The 17362-nt window shown below is 69.8% G+C and carries 17 protein-coding genes; 13 read left to right on the top strand and 4 right to left on the bottom strand.

Features of this window, described 5'->3' with window-relative positions; translation table 11 throughout:
* Nucleotides 1-12: 12 nt before the first annotated feature.
* Nucleotides 13-714, bottom strand: a complete 702-nt coding sequence (locus CI089_RS12105) for a hypothetical protein (RefSeq protein ID WP_143738995.1) — start codon at nt 712-714, stop codon at nt 13-15.
* A 185-nt stretch (nt 715-899) separates the two neighbouring features.
* Between CI089_RS12105 and thrS the strand changes: the two genes are divergently transcribed.
* The 3 genes from thrS to CI089_RS12085 all read left to right on the top strand — a co-directional run bounded on the left by thrS (nt 900) and on the right by CI089_RS12085 (nt 4165).
* Nucleotides 900-2936, top strand: coding sequence for a threonine--tRNA ligase (gene thrS / locus CI089_RS12095; protein WP_094261785.1), 2037 nt, complete (start codon nt 900-902; stop codon nt 2934-2936).
* On the top strand, nt 2933-3490 hold the full coding sequence (locus CI089_RS12090; protein WP_179223322.1) for an HIT family protein: 558 nt from the start codon (nt 2933-2935) through the stop codon (nt 3488-3490). Before thrS ends, CI089_RS12090 begins: the two co-directional genes overlap by 4 nt.
* A 90-nt stretch (nt 3491-3580) precedes the next feature.
* Nucleotides 3581-4165 (top strand): hypothetical protein, encoded by a 585-nt coding sequence (locus tag CI089_RS12085; protein ID WP_094261784.1) that lies wholly within the window; start codon nt 3581-3583, stop codon nt 4163-4165.
* 9 nt (nt 4166-4174) lie between these two features.
* On the opposite strand, the gene pdxY is transcribed toward CI089_RS12085, so the two are convergent.
* Together pdxY and CI089_RS12075 are read right to left on the bottom strand one after the other, a co-directional pair.
* Nucleotides 4175-5026, bottom strand: a complete 852-nt coding sequence (gene pdxY, locus CI089_RS12080) for a pyridoxal kinase PdxY (protein WP_094261783.1) — start codon at nt 5024-5026, stop codon at nt 4175-4177.
* A gap of 4 nt (nt 5027-5030) precedes the next feature.
* Entirely contained in the window at nt 5031-6359 is a 1329-nt protein-coding gene (locus CI089_RS12075) for an aminotransferase class I/II-fold pyridoxal phosphate-dependent enzyme (RefSeq protein ID WP_094261782.1), read from the bottom strand.
* An 88-nt stretch (nt 6360-6447) separates the two neighbouring features.
* On the opposite strand from CI089_RS12075, the gene pdxS reads away from it, so the two are divergent.
* The 10 genes from pdxS (at nt 6448) to CI089_RS12025 (ending at nt 16766) form a co-directional block, all read left to right on the top strand.
* Entirely contained in the window at nt 6448-7344 is an 897-nt protein-coding gene (pdxS, locus tag CI089_RS12070) for a pyridoxal 5'-phosphate synthase lyase subunit PdxS (RefSeq protein ID WP_094261781.1), read from the top strand.
* Between the two features lie 16 nt (nt 7345-7360).
* The gene (gene pdxT / locus CI089_RS12065; RefSeq protein ID WP_256977919.1) at nt 7361-7960 is read left to right on the top strand and encodes a pyridoxal 5'-phosphate synthase glutaminase subunit PdxT; all 600 of its coding nucleotides are present in this window, start codon (nt 7361-7363) and stop codon (nt 7958-7960) included.
* 10 nt (nt 7961-7970) lie between these two features.
* On the top strand, nt 7971-8732 hold the full coding sequence (locus tag CI089_RS12060; protein ID WP_094261779.1) for a YebC/PmpR family DNA-binding transcriptional regulator: 762 nt from the start codon (nt 7971-7973) through the stop codon (nt 8730-8732).
* Nucleotides 8733-8856: 124 nt separating this feature from the next.
* Nucleotides 8857-9426 (top strand): crossover junction endodeoxyribonuclease RuvC, encoded by a 570-nt coding sequence (ruvC, locus tag CI089_RS12055; RefSeq protein ID WP_094261778.1) that lies wholly within the window; start codon nt 8857-8859, stop codon nt 9424-9426.
* A gap of 70 nt (nt 9427-9496) precedes the next feature.
* On the top strand, nt 9497-10114 hold the full coding sequence (gene ruvA, locus CI089_RS12050) for a Holliday junction branch migration protein RuvA (protein ID WP_094261777.1): 618 nt from the start codon (nt 9497-9499) through the stop codon (nt 10112-10114).
* Nucleotides 10107-11132: a Holliday junction branch migration DNA helicase RuvB gene (gene ruvB / locus CI089_RS12045; protein WP_256977918.1), complete on the top strand. Its 1026-nt coding sequence runs from the start codon at nt 10107-10109 to the stop codon at nt 11130-11132. The genes ruvA and ruvB overlap by 8 nt, the downstream gene beginning before the upstream one ends.
* Before the next feature lie 58 nt (nt 11133-11190).
* A complete protein-coding gene (locus CI089_RS12040) occupies nt 11191-11715 on the top strand; it encodes a preprotein translocase subunit YajC (protein ID WP_256977917.1) in 525 nt (174 codons plus the stop codon).
* 44 nt (nt 11716-11759) lie between these two features.
* Entirely contained in the window at nt 11760-13475 is a 1716-nt protein-coding gene (secD, locus tag CI089_RS12035; protein ID WP_094261774.1) for a protein translocase subunit SecD, read from the top strand.
* The gene (secF, locus tag CI089_RS12030) at nt 13475-14464 is read left to right on the top strand and encodes a protein translocase subunit SecF (protein WP_094261773.1); all 990 of its coding nucleotides are present in this window, start codon (nt 13475-13477) and stop codon (nt 14462-14464) included. Before secD ends, secF begins: the two co-directional genes overlap by 1 nt.
* A gap of 49 nt (nt 14465-14513) precedes the next feature.
* Nucleotides 14514-16766: a RelA/SpoT family protein gene (locus CI089_RS12025; RefSeq protein ID WP_094261772.1), complete on the top strand. Its 2253-nt coding sequence runs from the start codon at nt 14514-14516 to the stop codon at nt 16764-16766.
* Here the strand turns inward: CI089_RS12025 and CI089_RS12020 are convergent.
* Nucleotides 16753-17307: an SAM-dependent methyltransferase gene (locus CI089_RS12020; RefSeq protein ID WP_256977916.1), complete on the bottom strand. Its 555-nt coding sequence runs from the start codon at nt 17305-17307 to the stop codon at nt 16753-16755. The genes CI089_RS12025 and CI089_RS12020 overlap by 14 nt on opposite strands.
* Nucleotides 17308-17362 lie beyond the last annotated feature (55 nt).

Genomic DNA, 17362 nt, shown 5'->3' with positions numbered 1-17362 from the left:
GCGGGCGGTGGCTCAGGGCAACCCGTACGTGACCGGGTCGTAAACCCCGAACGTCACGAGACTCTTGGCCTCCTCAAAGATGTCCCCGAGCTGGTCGACATCGGGACACGTCAGCGCGAAGATGAACCCCTTGCCGACGCGCTCGAGTGCTCGCGCGGCCCAGATCGTGGCGGTGTCCTCCCCGGCGGCCGGATACGCCGCCATCTCGATCTTGTGCAGATCCGAGGTTTCGGCGATGGGCGCAGCGATTCCCGCGGTGTAGGGCATCGTCATGATGATGGGCTCGATGTCGCTGATGTCGCTTCCCTGGACCGCGCCGAGGAAGTCCGCCGTCGCCGCGAGGTCGCCGACGTCCGACCGACCGGGCAGCGCGAGGACGCCGTGCGTCGCGAAGCATTGCGTCGCCGCATGCACGTAGGTGCTGAGCGACGGATCCGAACCCGGGGACCTCTCCCACACGTCCGCGCCGGCGTAGCTGTTGACGACCACCGTGTCGAGACCCTCGGGCAGATCCGCGCCGGTCGCCATCGTGAGATCGCCCTCCTGCCAGTCGGTCGCCACGGGGGAGGGCGTCTCGCGCTGCGGCGTCGGCGGCGTCGCGCTCGCGCTCGTCGGCGGAGACGAAACCGCGGCGGGCGAAGCGGGAACACAGCCCGCGAGGGCCATCGTGCACGCGACGGCGAGGAAGGCGGGCACAGCGGTGTGGGACTTCATCACCCTTTTCTAGCGGCCCGGCGGCGCGGGATACAGTGGTCGGATGGAACGTCGCCGGATCGGAGCCCGTGTGCTCACCCGCTTCGTCGCCGCCGGCCGAACGCTCTCGGCCTGAGCGGGCGGGACGCGGCGAGCGTCCGAAGCTGAGTAGCCTTGATCCGAGCCACCCATCTGGAGATGTTCCCTTGACTGACGTCGTTTCCCCGTCGGACGTGTCGTACCCCGCCGACGGCTTCGCCCTCTTCCCCGACCGCTCCGTCGTCGCCCTGCGCGTGAACGGAGAGCTGAAAGACCTCGCCACGGTCGTCGACGAGACGGATGCCGTCGAGCCGGTGACCGTGTCGAGCCCCGACGGCCTCGCGATCCTCCGCCACTCGACCGCGCACGTGCTGGCCCAGGCCGTGCAGCGCATCCGGCCGCAGTCGAATCTCGGCATCGGACCGCCCATCGAGGACGGCTTCTACTACGACTTCGGCGTCGACGAGCCCTTCACCCCTGAGGACCTCAAGTCGATCAAGAAGGAGATGGAGCGGATCGTTCGCGAGAACCAGCGGTTCGTCCGGCGGGTCGTCACCGCCGACGAGGCGCGCCAGGAGCTCGCCGACGAGCCGTTCAAGCTCGAGCTCGTCGACCTCGCCGGTGGTCCCGGATCGGGCGCCGATGCGGCCGAAGGGGCCTCGGCCGAGATCGGGGCCGGCGAGCTGACGATCTACGACAACGTCACCCGCGACGGCGCGACCGCGTGGAAGGATCTGTGCCGCGGACCCCACGTGCCCGGCACCCGGATGGTCGGCAACGGCTGGGACCTCACCCGTGTCGCCGCCGCCTACTGGCGCGGCTCCGAGAAGAACCCCCAGCTGCAGCGCATCTACGGCACCGCGTGGCCGTCGAAGGACGAACTGCGCGCCTACCAGGAGCGGCTGGCCGAGGCGGCTCGCCGAGACCACCGCAAGCTGGGCGTCGAGCTCGACCTCTTCTCGTTCCCGGACGAGATCGGACCCGGTCTATCGGTGTTCCACCCCAAGGGCGGCATCATCCGCTACGAGATCGAGCGCTACATGCGCGAGCAGCTGCTCGCCCACGACTACGAGGTCGTCAACACCCCGCACATCACCAAGGGCGACCTGTTCATGACGAGCGGACACCTGCAGTGGTACGCCGACGGCATGTACCCGCCGATGAAGCTCGACGAGGTCGTCGACGCCGAGGGCAACGTGACCCGGCAGGGGCAGGAGTACTACCTCAAGCCCATGAACTGCCCGTTCCACAACCTGATCTTCCGCTCGCGCGGGCGCAGCTACCGTGAGCTGCCGCTGCGCCTGAGCGAGTTCGGGTCGGTCTATCGCTACGAGAAGAGCGGCACCCTCTCGGGCCTCACCCGCGTGCGGGGGATGACCCAGGACGACACGCACATCTACGTCACCCCCGACCAGGTCGAGGACGAGCTCGTGCGGAGCCTCGAGTTCGTGCTGCAGACTCTGCGCGACTACGGACTCAACGACTTCTACCTCGAGCTGTCGACGAAGGAGGAGGGCAACCCGAAGTTCATCGGCGACGATGCCCTCTGGCAGCAGGCGACCGAGACCCTGCGCCGCGTGGCCGAGGGGTCGGGCCTGGAGCTGGTCCCGGATCCGGGCGGCGCGGCGTTCTACGGCCCGAAGATCTCGGTCCAGGCGCGCGACGCGATCGGCCGCACCTGGCAGATGTCGACCATCCAGCTCGACTTCAACCAGCCCGAGCGCTTCGAGCTCGAGTACACCGGGCCCGACGGTGAGAAGCACCGCCCCGTGATGATCCACCGTGCCCTGTTCGGGTCGATCGAGCGGTTCTTCGCGATCCTCCTCGAGCACTACGCGGGTGCCTTCCCGGTCTGGCTCGCGCCCGTGCAGGTCGTCGGCATCCCCGTCGCCGATGACTACGCGCCCTACCTGCAGGAGATCGTCTCCCGTCTGCGCGAGGCCGGGGTCCGCGCCGAGCTGGATCGCTCCGACGACCGGATGCAGAAGAAGATCCGCACCCACACCACGCAGAAGGTGCCGCTGCAGCTCATCGCGGGCGAACAGGACCGCGCAGCCGGCACGGTCTCGTTCCGCTTCCGTGACGGATCGCAGACCAACGGCGTGCCCGTGGACGAGGCCGTCGAGCGCATCCTCGCGGCCATCGCGAACCGCACGCTCGTCGACACGGCGGAGCACCTGGACGCTGCGGGACAGCTCGCGTGACCGGCTCGTCGGACACCCCGCGCCCGGTCGAGGACGCCGCGCACCTGGCCGGGGTGCCCGACGAGTTCCAGCGCCTGTGGACGCCGCACCGGATGGCGTACATCCAGGCGGGTCCGGAACCACTGCGTGACGAGTGCCCGTTCTGCGCGGCGCCCGGCAAATCGGATGCCGACGGGCTCATCGTCGCGCGCGGCCGCACGGCCTACGTGTTGCTCAACCTCTTCCCGTACAACTCCGGTCACCTGCTCGTCTGCCCGTATCGGCACATCCCGACATACGATCTCGCGACGCCCGAGGAGGTCGCCGAGATCGGCGCGCTGACGCAGACGGCCATGCGCGTGCTGCGGGAGGTGTCGCGGTGCGACGGCTTCAACCTCGGGATGAACCAGGGCGCCGTGGCCGGGGCCGGGGTCGACGGGCACCTGCACCAGCACGTCGTGCCCCGGTGGGCGACCGACGCCAACTTCTTCCCGATCATCGCGAAGACGAAGGCGCTTCCACAGCTGCTCGGCGAGGTCCGCGAGGCCGTCGCCGCCGCCTGGCCGACGGGCTGACCGCGTACTTCCTCGCGCTCGGTCTCGAACGCAAGCCCCGGCGAGGAGCGCCGAGATGCCGATAGCCTGAGCGTTCACTGAGGAGGCATCATGTCGATCACCGCCCGTCCCCGTACCGCGACTCTCGCCGCGCTGGCCGTCGTCGGGGCCCTCGCCCTGACAGGGTGCACGCCCGCGGGCGACGCGAATCCGTCCGAGGCGACTCCGGCCGCGACGACGTCGGCACCGGAGAAGAGCGGAGCCGCGAGCCCCGACGCCGGCGGCGACGCAGCCACGACCGCCGATGCCCTCGCCGAGCGCGACGCGTTCATCGCGGCACAGCAGCAGCCCGTGGGTCAGCCCACGCTCACCGCGAAGACACCCGCGCAGCAGGAGCTCGTCGCGCAGCAGCGCGCGCATGTCGAGGCGAACGGCGGTCAGTGGTCGGAGCAGGCCGAGACCGTGACGCTCGCCCTCGCTCTGGATGCGTGCGAGACCTCTATCCTCAACGGGCACCAGGTCGACCAGAACGTGTACCAGGTGCACGTCGCGTCGTCGCCGCTCATCCAGAGTCTCGCCATCGACGACGCGTCCCGTGAGGGCGCCGTGAGCATCATGGTCTTCGGCACCCGGTTCCTCTGCCCCGATGACGCTCCGCAGTGGGAACAGGCCTGGACCGAGTCCAGCGGACAGTAGCGGCGCCGGTCAGCGCACCTGCTCGACCGTGAACTGCATCCGCGGGTGGGCGTAGGCCTCCTGGCTCTCGACGAGCTGGAGCTCGCGCTCGCCCGACTCGTGCGTGCGCGTGAGGAGGTCGAACACGCTCGAAGTCGTGCGGGCCAGCGCCTCGGCTGCGGAGCCGGTGCTGCGGTAGTGGGCCGTGAAGAGGGCCGCCGTCACGTCACCGGATCCGTTCGCCTTCATGGGGATGTGGGGCGTGCGGACGAGCCATGCTCCGGCGTCGTCCGCGGCGAGCATCTCGATCGTGCCCTCGGGGCGGTCCGGGCGCTCGACGCTGGTCACGAGCACGGTGCGCGGACCCATCGCCCGGGCGGCGTCGACGGATGCGAGCGTCGAGTCGAGGTCGGTCGGCTCGGTCTCGGTCAGGAAGCCGAGCTCGAACTGGTTGGGCGTGATGATGTCTGCAGCCGGCACCACGCGTTCGCGCAGCAGAACGGGGATGGCCGGTGCCACGAAGCATCCCGACTTCGCGTTGCCCATGACCGGGTCGCACGCGTAGACGGCATCCGGGTTCGCCGCCTTGACGCGCGCGACGGTGTCGAGGATGACGTCGGCGATCCCCTCGCCGCCCTGGTAGCCCGAGAGGACGACGTCGATCTGCGGGAAGGCGCCGCGATCCTCGATGCCCGCGATGACGGCGCGGACGTCGTCGGGACTGATCATCGGACCGCCCCAGGCGCCGTAGCCGGTGTGGTTGGAGAAGTTCACCGTGTAGACCGGCATGACCTCCACGCCGATGCGCTGCAGGGGGAACACCGCGGCGGAGTTGCCGACGTGTCCGTATGCGACGGCCGACTGGATCGAGAGCACCTTCATGGGGTCATGCCTTTCGAGAGGGGAGGGCGGATGCGACGAGGTCCCGCGCGAGCTGCGCCGCGTCGGCGTCGTTCAGATCGTGCACGGTCAGGCGCAGGTGGCGCGACGGTGCATCGTCGGCGAGCCGGAACTCGTCACCGGTGCGCGCCAGCCACCCCCGGCGCATCATGGCGTCGGCGACGGAACGAGCGGTGCCGGGGACCTCGACCCAGAGACTGAGCCCGTCGCCGGGTGCGCAGGGCAGGCCCGCACGCGTGAGCCGTGCGGCGAAGGCGGCGTTGCGGTCGGCGTAGTGGGTCCGAGCGGCGGTGATCGTGGCCGCGGCGGTGTCATCGGAGAGGAGAGCGTGGGTGAGCCGCTGCAGCAGGTGGCTGACCCACGTGGTGCCCGAGCCGAGGCGCAGCGCGAGGCGTTCGGCGGTCGTGGGATCGGATGCCGTGACCGCGAGACACATGTCGGGTCCGAGGAACTTCGACACCGAGCGCACGCGCGCCCACCGCTCGTGATTCTCACCGATGACCGAGCGATACGGCTGGGTCGACAGGAGCGAGAAGTGGTCGTCCTCGATCACCAGGACGTAGGGGTGATCGGCCAGCACCTCGCGCAGCGCCGCGGCACGCTCGGCCGACAGGCTCGACCCGGTGGGATTCTGCGCTCGCGGGGTGATGACGACGGCTCGGGCTCCCGCGTCCAGGGCGGCGCGCAGACCGCCGACCGTCATGCCCTCGCCGTCGACGGGAACGGGGACCGCACGGTAGCCGGCGAGCCGGACCGTGTGGATGCTGGCGAGGAAGCAGGGGTCTTCGAGCGCGACCGCGTCATCGCGGGTGAGCGCTTGCGCGAGCAGTCTCTCGACGGCGTCGACGGCGCCGCCCGTGACGGTGAGGTGGACGTCGGCCTCTTCCGCCGAGTCCGCGGCGAACCAGCGCGTGGCCCAGTCGGCGAGCCCGGCATCGATGACGGGCTCGCCGTACAGGACGGGGCGCCCGGCGACCCGGGCGAGCACGCCGCTCGGGTCGGGGATGAGGGCGGGATCGGGATTGCCCGAACCCACGTCGCGCAGCACCGTGTCGGCGGCCACCCCCTCGGCGGCGACGGGGGAGACCTCGGCGATACGCGTGCCGCCGCGGCCGCGAGCCACGACCACGCCGGCCTGCGCGAGCAGCCGGTACGCGGCGACGACGGTGTTCCGGTTGACGCCGAGCTGCTCGGCCAGCGCGCGAACGGGCGGCAGCACGTCGTCGGCGCGCAGGGCACCGCGCTCCAGCAGCATCCGGACGCTGTCGGCGATCTCGCCCGCCGTGTGCCCGGTGATCGTGTCACGGGAAGTCATCGGCACGATCTTATGTCGGATGCCATGCTATTTTTTGGCCTAGGCCGAAATTGATTCCCGACCAGGCGGCCCAGATCGGAGCTTCACCGTGTCGAACGACCAGACCGTCACCGGATCCTCGCGCGTCAAGCGCGGCCTCGCCGAGATGCTGAAGGGCGGCGTCATCATGGACGTCGTCACGGCCGATCAAGCGCGGATCGCGGAGGATGCCGGCGCGGTGGCCGTCATGGCGCTCGAGCGCGTCCCCGCCGACATCCGCGCCCAGGGCGGCGTCGCCCGCATGAGCGACCCCGACCTGATCGACGAGATCATCGCATCGGTGTCGATCCCCGTGATGGCCAAGGCCCGCATCGGACATTTCGTCGAGGCGCGCGTGCTGCAGGAGCTCGGCGTCGACTACATCGACGAGTCCGAGGTGCTCTCGCCGGCCGACTACACCCACCACATCGACAAGTGGGGCTTCACCGTCCCGTTCGTCTGCGGTGCGACCAACCTCGGTGAGGCTCTGCGCCGGATCACCGAGGGCGCGGCGATGATCCGGTCCAAGGGCGAGGCCGGCACCGGCGACGTCTCGGAGGCGACGCGGCACATCCGCACGATCACCGCCGAGATCCGGGCCCTGCAGGCGAAGAGCCCCGACGAGCTGTACGTCGCGGCGAAGGAGCTCCAGGCGCCGTACGACCTCGTCGCCGAGGTCGCGGCCACCGGGACCCTCCCCGTCGTGCTCTTCACCGCGGGCGGTGTCGCCACCCCCGCCGACGCCGCCATGATGATGCAGCTCGGCGCCGACGGCGTCTTCGTCGGCTCGGGCATCTTCAAGTCGGGCGACCCCGCTCGCCGTGCCGCGGCGATCGTGAAGGCGACGACCTTCCACGACGACGCGTCCGTCGTCGCCGAGGCCTCGCGCGGCCTGGGCGAGGCGATGGTCGGCATCAACGTCTCCGATCTGCCTGCTCCGCACCGTCTCGCCGACCGCGGCTGGTGAGCCGATGAGCGAGGGGATGCCGCCGCGCGTCGGAGTCCTCGCCCTGCAGGGGGACGTCCGCGAGCACCTGCGCGTGCTCGAGGAGCTCGGGGCGGCGGCATCCCTCGTCCGCCGCCCGGACGACCTCGGAACGATCGAGGGACTCGTCCTGCCGGGCGGTGAGTCGAGCGTCATCGACAAGCTGGCACGTGCGTTCGGGATGCAGCAGCCCATCCGCGACGCGATCACGGCGGGCATGCCGGTCTACGGCACGTGCGCCGGGCTCATCCTGCTCGCCGACCGCGTCGACGGGGCGATCGCCGGGCAGGAGACCTTCGGCGGGCTCGACGTGACCGTGCGACGGAACGCCTTCGGCGGTCAGACCGAATCGTTCGAGACGGCGCTCGCCGTCGCGGGCTGGGACGCGCCCGTCCACGCGGCGTTCATCCGGGCGCCCCTCGTCACCGGGCTCGGACCGGAGGTGCGGGCCCTCGCGACCCTGCCCGACGGTGGCGTGGTCGCGGTCGAGCAGGGACGACTGCTCGCCACCGCGTTCCACCCGGAGGTATCGGGCGAGCGCCGCTTCCACGAGAGGTTCCTCGCGCACGTCCGCGAGGCGCGCGCATCCGCCCGGTAAGATCGAGCGCATGTCCGGTCACTCCAAATGGGCCACGACCAAGCACAAGAAGGCCGTCGTCGACGCGCGTCGTGCCAAGTCGTGGGCCAAGCTCATCAAGAACATCGAGGTCGCTGCCAAGCTCGGCGGTCCCGATCTGCAGGGCAACCCCACGCTCTTCGACGCCGTTCTGAAGGCCAAGAAGACCTCGGTCCCGAAAGACAACATCGACCGCGCGATCAAGCGCGGCGCCGGGATCGGCGGCGAGGCCGTCGAGTACTCCTCCATCATGTACGAGGGCTACGGGCCCAACGGCGTCGCATTCCTCATCGAGTGTCTGACCGACAACAAGAACCGCGCCGCGGCCGAGGTTCGCACCGCCCTCAGCCGCAACGGCGGCACGCTCGCCGATCCGGGCAGCGTCGCGTACAACTTCAGCCGCAAGGGCGTCATCGTCGTCCCGTCCGAGGGCACGACCGAGGACGACGTCATGCTCGCGGTCCTCGAAGCGGGGGCGGAAGAGGTCGAGCCGCACGGAGACGGCTTCGGCGTCATCACCGAGGCCTCCGACCTCGTGTCGGTGCGCACCGCCCTGCAGGACGCCGGCATCGAGTACGACTCCGCCGACGTCGAGTTCGTGCCCTCGCTCAAGGTGGAGGTCGACGCCGACACCGCCCGCAAGGTGTTCCGTCTCATCGACGCGCTCGAGGACAGCGACGACGTGCAGAACGTCTACACGAACTTCGACCTGACCCCCGAGGTGCAGGCCGAGCTCGAGAACGACGACGAGTAAGAGTCCCGGCATCGCGCGCAGTTCCCGGCATCCACCGCAGCTCGTTCTGCGTCGGATGCCGGGAACTGCGCGTTTCGCGGGCTGTCGCCGCGCCGGGTCGCCGCGTCGGACGTAGCGTGGGGGAGTGACCTCTCTGCGCGTGCTCGGTGTCGACCCGGGTCTCACCCGATGCGGTGTCGGTGTCGTCGACGTCGCTCGCGATCGATCCGCTGCCCTCGTGCACGTCGGAGTCGTCCGGTCGGCCGTCGATCTGCCCATCGAACGCAGACTCGCGACGATCGCCGCGGGGCTGCGGGCGGTCATCGCGGAGCATCGGCCGCACGTCGTCGCGGTCGAGCGGGTCTTCGCTCAGCACAACCGGAGCTCCGTCATGGGGACGGCGCAGGCGAGCGGCATCGCGCTGCTGGTCGCCGCGGAGAGCGGCCTCGATGCCGCGACCCATACGCCCTCCGAGGTGAAGGCCGCGATCACCGGCTACGGCTCGGCCGAGAAGCTGCAGGTGCAGACGATGGTCGCCCGGGTGCTGCGCCTGGACTCCCTGCCGCAGCCGGCGGATGCCGCTGATGCGCTGGCCCTCGCGATCTGCCATGCCTGGCGCCGCGGTCCCGGCGGCGCCGCGACCGGGTCCGCGGCCGCAGCGCTCACTCCTGCGCAGCGCGCCTGGGCGGATGCGGAACGGCTGTCACGCCGCTGAGGCGGCCGTGCGGCCGGGCGTCATGCGTGTCGCTCGAACATACCTGCGAAGCGGCGCCTAGGCTCGGATCATGATCTCCTCCCTCCGCGGCAGCGTGCTGCACCTCGAGTCCGACAGCGTCGTCATCGACGTCGGCGGGGTCGGGTTCTCGGTCGCCGTGACCCCCGACATCCCGCGCTCGTTCCATGTCGGCGATGAGATCGTGCTGCACACGAACCTCGTCGTGCGCGAAGACGCCCTCTCGCTCTTCGGCTTCGAGACCCGCGAGCAGCTCGGGGTGTTCCTCCTTCTCATCGGGGTGACCGGCGTCGGCCCGAAGTCCGCGCTCGGCGTCCTGTCGGCGCTGAGCGTCGCGCAGATCGCCGAGGCGGTCACCGCCGAGGACGACGCTCCGTTCCGCCGTGTCTCGGGGATCGGGCCCAAGACCGCGAAGCTCATCGTGGTGCAGTTGGCGGGCAAGCTCCAGGCGGTGCCGTCCGCTCAGCCCGCGTCGGCTCCCTCGGGTGGGGGGACGCTCGTCGGTCAGGTCGTCGCGGCACTCGTCGCGCTGGGGTGGAGCGAACGGGTGGCCACCGAGGCCGTCGCGCAGGTGACAGCGGATGCCGCGGCCCCGGCGACCGTGCCCGCGCTGCTCAAGCTCGCGTTGGCGCAGCTCGGTCCCGCGCGACCGGAGCAGACCGGTGTCTGACGCCCACGAGCTGGCCGCCGACGAGACCGAGCTGGCCGTCGAGGGAGCCCTGCGACCGACGTCGCTCGCCGAATTCGTCGGGCAGCAGAAGGTGCGCGGACAGCTGGAGCTCCTGCTGCAGGCCGCTGCGATGCAGGACCGACCCGCCGACCACATCCTGCTGTCGGGCCCGCCCGGGCTCGGCAAGACGACGCTCGCGATGATCGTCGCCCACGAGAGCGGCCGCCCCCTGCGGATGTCGAGCGGCCCGGCAATCCAGCACGCGGGTGATCTCGCGGCGCTCCTGTCGAGCCTCGTGCCCGGCGAGGTGCTCTTCATCGACGAGATCCACCGAATGGCCCGCTCGGCGGAGGAGATGCTGTACCTCGCGATGGAGGACTTCCGCATCGACATCATGGTCGGCAAGGGCGCCGGCGCCACCAGCATCCCGCTCGAGCTGGCTCCCTTCACCCTCGTGGGTGCCACCACCCGGTCGGGACTCCTGCCGAATCCGCTCCGCGATCGTTTCGGCTTCACCGCTCACATGGAGTACTACGAGCCCGAAGAGCTCGAACGAGTGATCCAGCGCTCCGCGAGTGTCCTCGCCGTCGACATCCCGCCCGTCGCGCGCGCGGAGATCGCGCGTCGCTCGCGCGGCACCCCGCGCATCGCCAACCGCCTGCTGCGCCGCGTGCGCGATTTCGTCGTCGTCCACGGCGACACCGGGACCGGCGCGACGGAGGCGGATGTCGCCGCCGCCCTCGAGCTCTACGACGTCGACGCGATCGGCCTCGACCGCCTCGACCGGGCCGTGCTCGACGCCCTCGTGCGCCGTTTCGGCGGCGGGCCCGTCGGGCTCAACACCCTCGCCGTGACGGTCGGCGAGGAGGCGGAGACGATCGAGTCGGTCGTCGAGCCGTACCTCGTCCGGATCGGATTCGTGGGCCGGTCGCCGCGAGGTCGTGTCGCGATGCCCTCCGCCTACCGCCATCTCGGCGTTCCCCGTGCCGACGGGGCGCTGGAGATCGATGACCTATAATCGCTGAAGGCTTCTCGCCGACGAATCCCGAGGGTGCGCATTCTTCGCGTGCCTACCCGTGAAAGGTGCTCCCACCTCCATGCTCTTCTTCGCCACCACCCCGGCCGACGCTCCTCCCGCGAACCCGGCAGTGCAGTTCTTCGCCGAGTACGGTCTGCTGATCATCCTCGCGCTGCTCATCGTGTTCATGTTCTGGAGCCAGCGTCGCCGCGCGCAGCGGATGAAGGCGGAGCAGGCGGAGAAGTCGCGTCAGCTGCTGCCCGGCGCGAAGGTGCTGCTCCAGGGCGGCTTCTACGGCACGATCGTCGAGTACGACGGCGAGGACCTCTCGAAGTCGGCTCGCGTCGAGCTCGCGCCCGGCGTCGAGGTCGAGGTCCACAGCCAGGCGATCCTCCGCGTCGTCGATCCCGCCGAGGGGTCGCTCACCGAGGACGAGTACATCGAGGCCGAAGAGCACCACGACGAGTACGTCGCCGACGTCGAGCAGGGTCTCATCACCTCGGTAAGCGACGACGCCGCGCGCAATCGCGCTGACGCCGCTTCCGAGGGTGCGGCCGACCGCGACGACAAGCCCCGCGCCTGAACCGCCGCTGATCCGGCGCTCGCTCGACGAAAGCTGACCTCCCCGTGGCGACTTCCACACCTGTGCGCCGTGCCTGGCGCGCGCTGACCGGACTCGTGGTCCTGACGGCGCTCCTGTTCGGCATCAACGCCCTCGGCGTCTACGTGTTCAAGGCGAGCTCGTGGGCTCCCGAGCTCGCGCTCGATCTCCAGGGCGGGACGCAGATCGTCCTCCAGGCGCAGTCCGACGGGGCGGTGCCGTCGAGCGAGCAGATGCAGCAGGCGGCCTCCATCATCCGCCAGCGCGTCGATGCGTCGGGGCTCGTCGAGGCCGACATCGCCACGCAGGCCGGCAACCAGATCGTGGTGCAGCTGCCCGGCGAGGTCGACGACGAGACCCGGGAGCGCATCGACGCGTCGGCGCAGCTCCAGCTGCGCGCCGTGCTCTACACCGGCACTCCCGCGACCAGCTTCGTCGGCGACGACGGCAATCAGACGCCGTATCCGACGCCCGACCCCAACCTGCCCGCGACGCCGTCGACGACGCCCTCCAACGGCAGCGACCCCGCGTGGATCACCGAGGCGCTGCAAGCGCAGTTCCTTGCCTACGACTGCGCCGACCCGGCGAACGACCCGGCCAACGCGCCGGCCGATCAGCCGCTGATCACGTGCGACCGCACCGGGACCGCGAAGTACATCCTCGGGCCGGTCGAGCTCGACGGGTCGTCGATCGACAACGCCACCAACGGCCTCGAGCAGAGCACCGGCCGCTGGGCGGTGAACATCACGTTCGACCAGCAGGGCACCGACACGTTCGGCAAGATCAGCCAGCGGCTCTACGGTCAGCAGTCGCCGCGCAACCAGTTCGCCTTCGTCCTCGACGGCGACGTGCTGTCGGCGCCCTCCATGGACGCCGTCATCCTCACGGGCAAGCCGTCGATCACGGGTTCGTTCGATCAGGACAGCTCGAAGGTCCTCGCAGACCAGCTCAAGTTCGGCGCTCTGCCGCTGAGCTTCGAGGTGCAGAGCACCAACACGATCTCCGCGACCCTCGGTTCGCAGCAGCTGCAGATCGGACTCATCGCGGGCCTCATCGGTCTCGCGCTGGTCGCGGTGTACTCGCTCGTCGTCTACCGGGCACTGGGAACGGTGATCATCGCGTCGCTGGTCGTCATGGCCGTGCTCACTTACGCGGCACTGACGATCCTCGCGTGGCGCATGGGCTTCCGCCTGTCGTTGGCGGGTGTGGCCGGCTTGATCGTCACGATCGGCTTCACAGCCGACTCGTTCATCGTGTACTTCGAACGGATCAGGGACGAGCTGCGCGACGGCAAGTCGATCACCGGCGCCGTCGAGGACGGCTGGTCGCGCGCCAAGCGGACGATCTTCATCTCGAAGTCGATCAACATCCTCGCCGCCGTGGTGCTGTACATCCTCGCCGACTCGACGGTGAAGGGCTTCGCATTCACGCTGGGACTGACGACCGCGATCGACATCCTGATCTTCATCCTCTTCACCCACCCCGTGCTGCAGCTGCTCGTGCGCACGCGCTTCTTCGGGTCGGGTCACAAGCTGTCGGGTCTCGACCCGGATGCGCTCGGCGCCGTCTACCGCGGGCGCGCGCAGTTCCGCGCGCCGGTCGCTGCCGGCGCGAAGACCTCGGCCGGGCGCCGTGCCGCCAAGTCGCGCGGCGAGGCGGAACGGCGACAGACGATCGCGGAACGCAAGCGCGCCGAGCAGGCCGCGGGTGAGAAGCGCGACGCGACGGGGGACAAGCACTGATGCGATTCTTCAACCGGTTCGGAAACGACCTCTACACGGGGAAGCTGTCGTTCCCCTTCGTCGCTGGTCGCACGCTGTGGTTCATCATCGCCGCAGCCCTCGTGCTCGGGTCCGTGCTCGTCCTCGTCGTGAAGCCCCCGCAGTTCTCGATCGAGTTCACGGGCGGGTCGCAGTTCACGGTGACGAACGTCTCGAACACCGACCAGCTGCTGGCGACCGCCGCGGTTCAGGACGTCGTGCGCGGGGCGACGACGAAGGTCACGACGATCGGCGAGGACGCCGTGCGCGTGCAGACCGACCAGATGTCGGATGCCGAGACCCGAGACGTCACGGCACGCCTCGCTGAGGCGTACGACGTCCCCGCCGCCGAGGTGAGCTCGTCGTTCATCGGCCCGAGCTGGGGACAGGACGTCACCCGTCAGTCGCTGTGGGGCCTGGCGATCTTCCTCGCCCTGACGTTCCTCATCCTGGCGCTGTACTTCCGCACCTGGAAGATGTCCGTCGCCGCCATCATCGGTCTGATCGACGTGCTCGTGGTCACCGTGGGCGTCTACTCGCTCTTCGGGTTCGAGATCTCTCCCGCCGCCGTGATCGGCTTCCTGACGATCCTGTCGTACTCGCTGTACGACACCACGGTCGTCTTCGACAAGGTGCGCGAGAACACGTTCGAAGACGGCGAGAAGTCGGGGCGCACGTTCGGCGAGTCGGTCAACCTGGCGGCCAACCAGACGCTCGTGCGCTCGATCAACACGACGATCGTCGCGGCCCTCCCCACCGGCGCGATCCTCTTCATCGGTGCGCTCTGGCTGGGCGCCCAGACGCTCACCGACATCTCGCTGTCGATCTTCGTCGGAACGCTGGTCGCCGCCTACTCGACGCTGTTCGTCGCCGTGCCGCTGTTCGCGCTGCTGCGCGAGAACGAGCCCGGCATCAAGGCGAACGACGCGCGGGTGCGCGAGTCGCGCGAGCGAGCCTCGGTCGAGGCCTGAGCGCCGCGAGGGCGCGTAGAATCGATGTCTGCATGGCGGAGGTGAGGGCATGACCGAGATCACCCCGCCCCCTGCCCAGAGCTCGCTCCGGCGCCTCGTCCCGCGCATCTTCTCGCGGGCGGCACCCCGCGAAGGCCTCGAGCAGCTCGTCCGGACGGTGCGCGCGCACCATCCCAAAGGCGATATCGCGATCATCGATCGCGCCTATCAGACCGCATCGCGGGCGCACGCGCAGCAGAAGCGCCAGAGCGGCGAGCCGTACATCACGCACCCGCTCGCCGTCGCGCAGATTCTGGCGGAGCTCGGCCTCGGCCCCCGGGCCATCGCAGCCGCGCTGCTGCACGACACCGTCGAGGACACCTCCTACGGTCTCGACCAGCTGACGGCGGAGTTCGGCGACGAGGTCGCCATGCTCGTCGACGGCGTGACGAAACTCGACAAGGTCAAGTACGGCGACGCCGCGCAGGCCGAGACGGTCCGCAAGATGATCGTCGCGATGTCTCGCGACATCCGCGTGCTCCTGATCAAGCTCGCCGACCGGTTGCACAATGCCCGGACGTGGGGTTTCGTCCCGCCCGAGAAGGCGGCGAAGAAGGCGACGGAGACGCTCGAGATCTACGCGCCGCTCGCGCACCGGCTCGGCATCCAGGCCATCAAGAGCGAGCTCGAGGACCTGTCGTTCGCGGTGCTGCACCCCAAGCTCTACGCCGAGATCGACAGCCTCGTCACGCAGCGCACGCCGCAGCGCGAGCAGTATCTGCAGACGGTCATCGACGCGGTCGAGAGCGACCTTCGCGAGCTCCGCATCCGCGGCCGCGTCATGGGTCGTCCGAAGCAGCTGTACTCGGTGTACCAGAAGATGGTCGTCCGGGGTCGTGAGTTCGACGACATCTACGACCTCATCGGAATCCGCGTTCTGGTGACGACGGTCCGCGACTGCTACGCCGTGCTCGGTTCGATCCACGCGCGGTGGACGCCCCTTCCCGGGCGTTTCAAGGACTACATCGCGACTCCGAAGTTCAACCTCTACCAGTCCCTCCACACGACCGTCATCGGCCCGGGCGGGCGGACGGTCGAGATCCAGATCCGCACCCACGAGATGCACCAGCAGGCCGAGTTCGGCGTCGCGGCGCACTGGAAGTACAAGGAGCGGATGGCGGGCGGCAAGGCCGACGCCAAGGCGATCGACAACGACATGGCGTGGCTCGCGCACATCTCCGACTGGCAGGCCGAGACGGCCGACCCGGGGGAGTTCCTCGACTCACTGCGGTTCGAGATCGGCGCGAAGGAGGTCTACGTCTTCACCCCGAAGGGGCGGGTCATCGGCCTGCCGGCGGGTGCCACCCCGGTCGACTTCGCCTATGCCGTGCATACCGAGATCGGTCACCGCACGATGGGCGCCAAGGTCAACGGGCGTCTCGTGCCGCTCGAGTCGACGCTCTCCAGCGGCGACGTCGTGGAGGTCTTCACCTCGAAGAACCCCGACGCCGGCCCGAGCCAGGACTGGCTGACCTTCGTCAAGAGCACACGAGCGCGCAACAAGATCCGCGGCTGGTTCACGAAGGAGCGGCGCGAAGAGGCCGTCGAGCAGGGCAAGGACGCGATCGCGCGGGCGATGCGGCGCCAGAACCTCCCGCTTCAGCGCCTCATGGGACAGGACGCCTTCAGCGAGGTGGCCCACCAGCTCCGCTACGAGGACGTCACGGCGCTCTACGCGGCGGTGGGCGAGGGGCATGTCTCGACGCAGTCGGTGATCGAGAAGGTCACCGCGCTCGTCCGTGCGGAGGAGGACACCTCCACCGGGCCGATCCAGCTGCCGGCCGTGGGACGATCCCGGCAGAAGCGCGACAGCGACTCGGGCGTCCTCGTCCGCGGCGCGCCCGACATCCTCGTCAAGCTGGCGAAGTGCTGCACACCCGTTCCGGGCGATGAGATCGTCGGCTTCGTCACGCGCGGCAGCGGTGTGTCCGTGCACCGCTCGGACTGCACGAACGTCGAGTCGCTCATGCGCGATCCGGAGCGTCTCATCGAGGTGTCGTGGGCGCCGACCACGAAGAGCCTCTTCCTCGTCCAGATCCAGGTCGAGGCGCTCGATCGAGCCGGGCTCCTCAGCGACGTCACGCGCGTGCTCAGCGAGCATCACGTCAACATCCTGTCGGCCTCGGTGCAGACCAACAACGATCGGCTCGCACTCAGCAGGTTCGTGTTCGAGATGGGTGACACCGTGCACCTCGACCGCGTGCTGAACGCGGTCCGGCGCATCGACGCGGTCTACGACGTCTACCGCGTCACGTCGTCCTGAACCGAGCGCTCTCCAGCCACGCCAGCGCCTGCCGTTTGAAGGGCAGCGGGCCGCTGGACGCCAGCGACTCGTGCGCTTCGGCCAGCAGGTCCGGGAACGTGGCGATCATGGCGACCGCGCCGCGACGTGGCGTGTCGCCGGCGGCGGCATCGGCGCGCAGCAGGTCGCAGACGGTGCGTACGCGACTCGACACCGGCATCCCGCCGAGCCGCACGGTGTCGTGCGCGGGGAGCTGCAGATCGCGGTAGTGCAGCCGATGGTCGAGCACGTGGTTGCGGCGTCGTTCGGTGCATCGCTGCACGCTGTGCCGGAGCGGCGGGTCCGGCAGCGCGCCGTGGACCCAGGCGGCCGACTCGTGCGTCAGCGCCAGCCCGGGGGCGACGAGGGGACGGAGCGACGCCGCACGGATCTCGGGACTCTCGACGACATCCGCGGGCATGAACGCCTCGCCGACCTCGACCACGTCGCCGTCGAGGCGTGCGGCGGTCAGCTCGGCTCCGGAGAGACGATCACCGGGGGCGTAGACGAACGGCCAGACCATTCCGCCAGTCTGGCGCCCGCCGGAGCGGGCGCCGGCACGGGCGCACGATCTGTGG

Source organism: Microbacterium sp. Yaish 1 (assembly GCF_002245215.1).
Taxonomy (GTDB): Bacteria; Actinomycetota; Actinomycetes; order Actinomycetales; family Microbacteriaceae; genus Microbacterium.
This window is presented reverse-complemented; position numbering and strand designations above follow the sequence as displayed.

Excerpts from the sequence above, each read along its gene's own strand:
- CI089_RS12105 (WP_143738995.1), bottom strand. The coding sequence starts at position 714 with ATGAAGTCCCACACCGCTGTGCCCGCCTTCCTCGCCGTCGCGTGCACG.
- CI089_RS12085 (WP_094261784.1), top strand. The coding sequence starts at position 3,581 with ATGTCGATCACCGCCCGTCCCCGTACCGCGACTCTCGCCGCGCTGGCC.
- pdxY (WP_094261783.1), bottom strand. The coding sequence starts at position 5,026 with ATGAAGGTGCTCTCGATCCAGTCGGCCGTCGCATACGGACACGTCGGC.
- CI089_RS12075 (WP_094261782.1), bottom strand. The coding sequence starts at position 6,359 with ATGACTTCCCGTGACACGATCACCGGGCACACGGCGGGCGAGATCGCC.
- pdxT (WP_256977919.1), top strand. The coding sequence starts at position 7,361 with ATGCCGCCGCGCGTCGGAGTCCTCGCCCTGCAGGGGGACGTCCGCGAG.
- CI089_RS12060 (WP_094261779.1), top strand. The coding sequence starts at position 7,971 with ATGTCCGGTCACTCCAAATGGGCCACGACCAAGCACAAGAAGGCCGTC.
- ruvA (WP_094261777.1), top strand. The coding sequence starts at position 9,497 with ATGATCTCCTCCCTCCGCGGCAGCGTGCTGCACCTCGAGTCCGACAGC.
- secF (WP_094261773.1), top strand. The coding sequence starts at position 13,475 with ATGCGATTCTTCAACCGGTTCGGAAACGACCTCTACACGGGGAAGCTG.
- CI089_RS12025 (WP_094261772.1), top strand. The coding sequence starts at position 14,514 with ATGACCGAGATCACCCCGCCCCCTGCCCAGAGCTCGCTCCGGCGCCTC.
- CI089_RS12020 (WP_256977916.1), bottom strand. The coding sequence starts at position 17,307 with ATGGTCTGGCCGTTCGTCTACGCCCCCGGTGATCGTCTCTCCGGAGCC.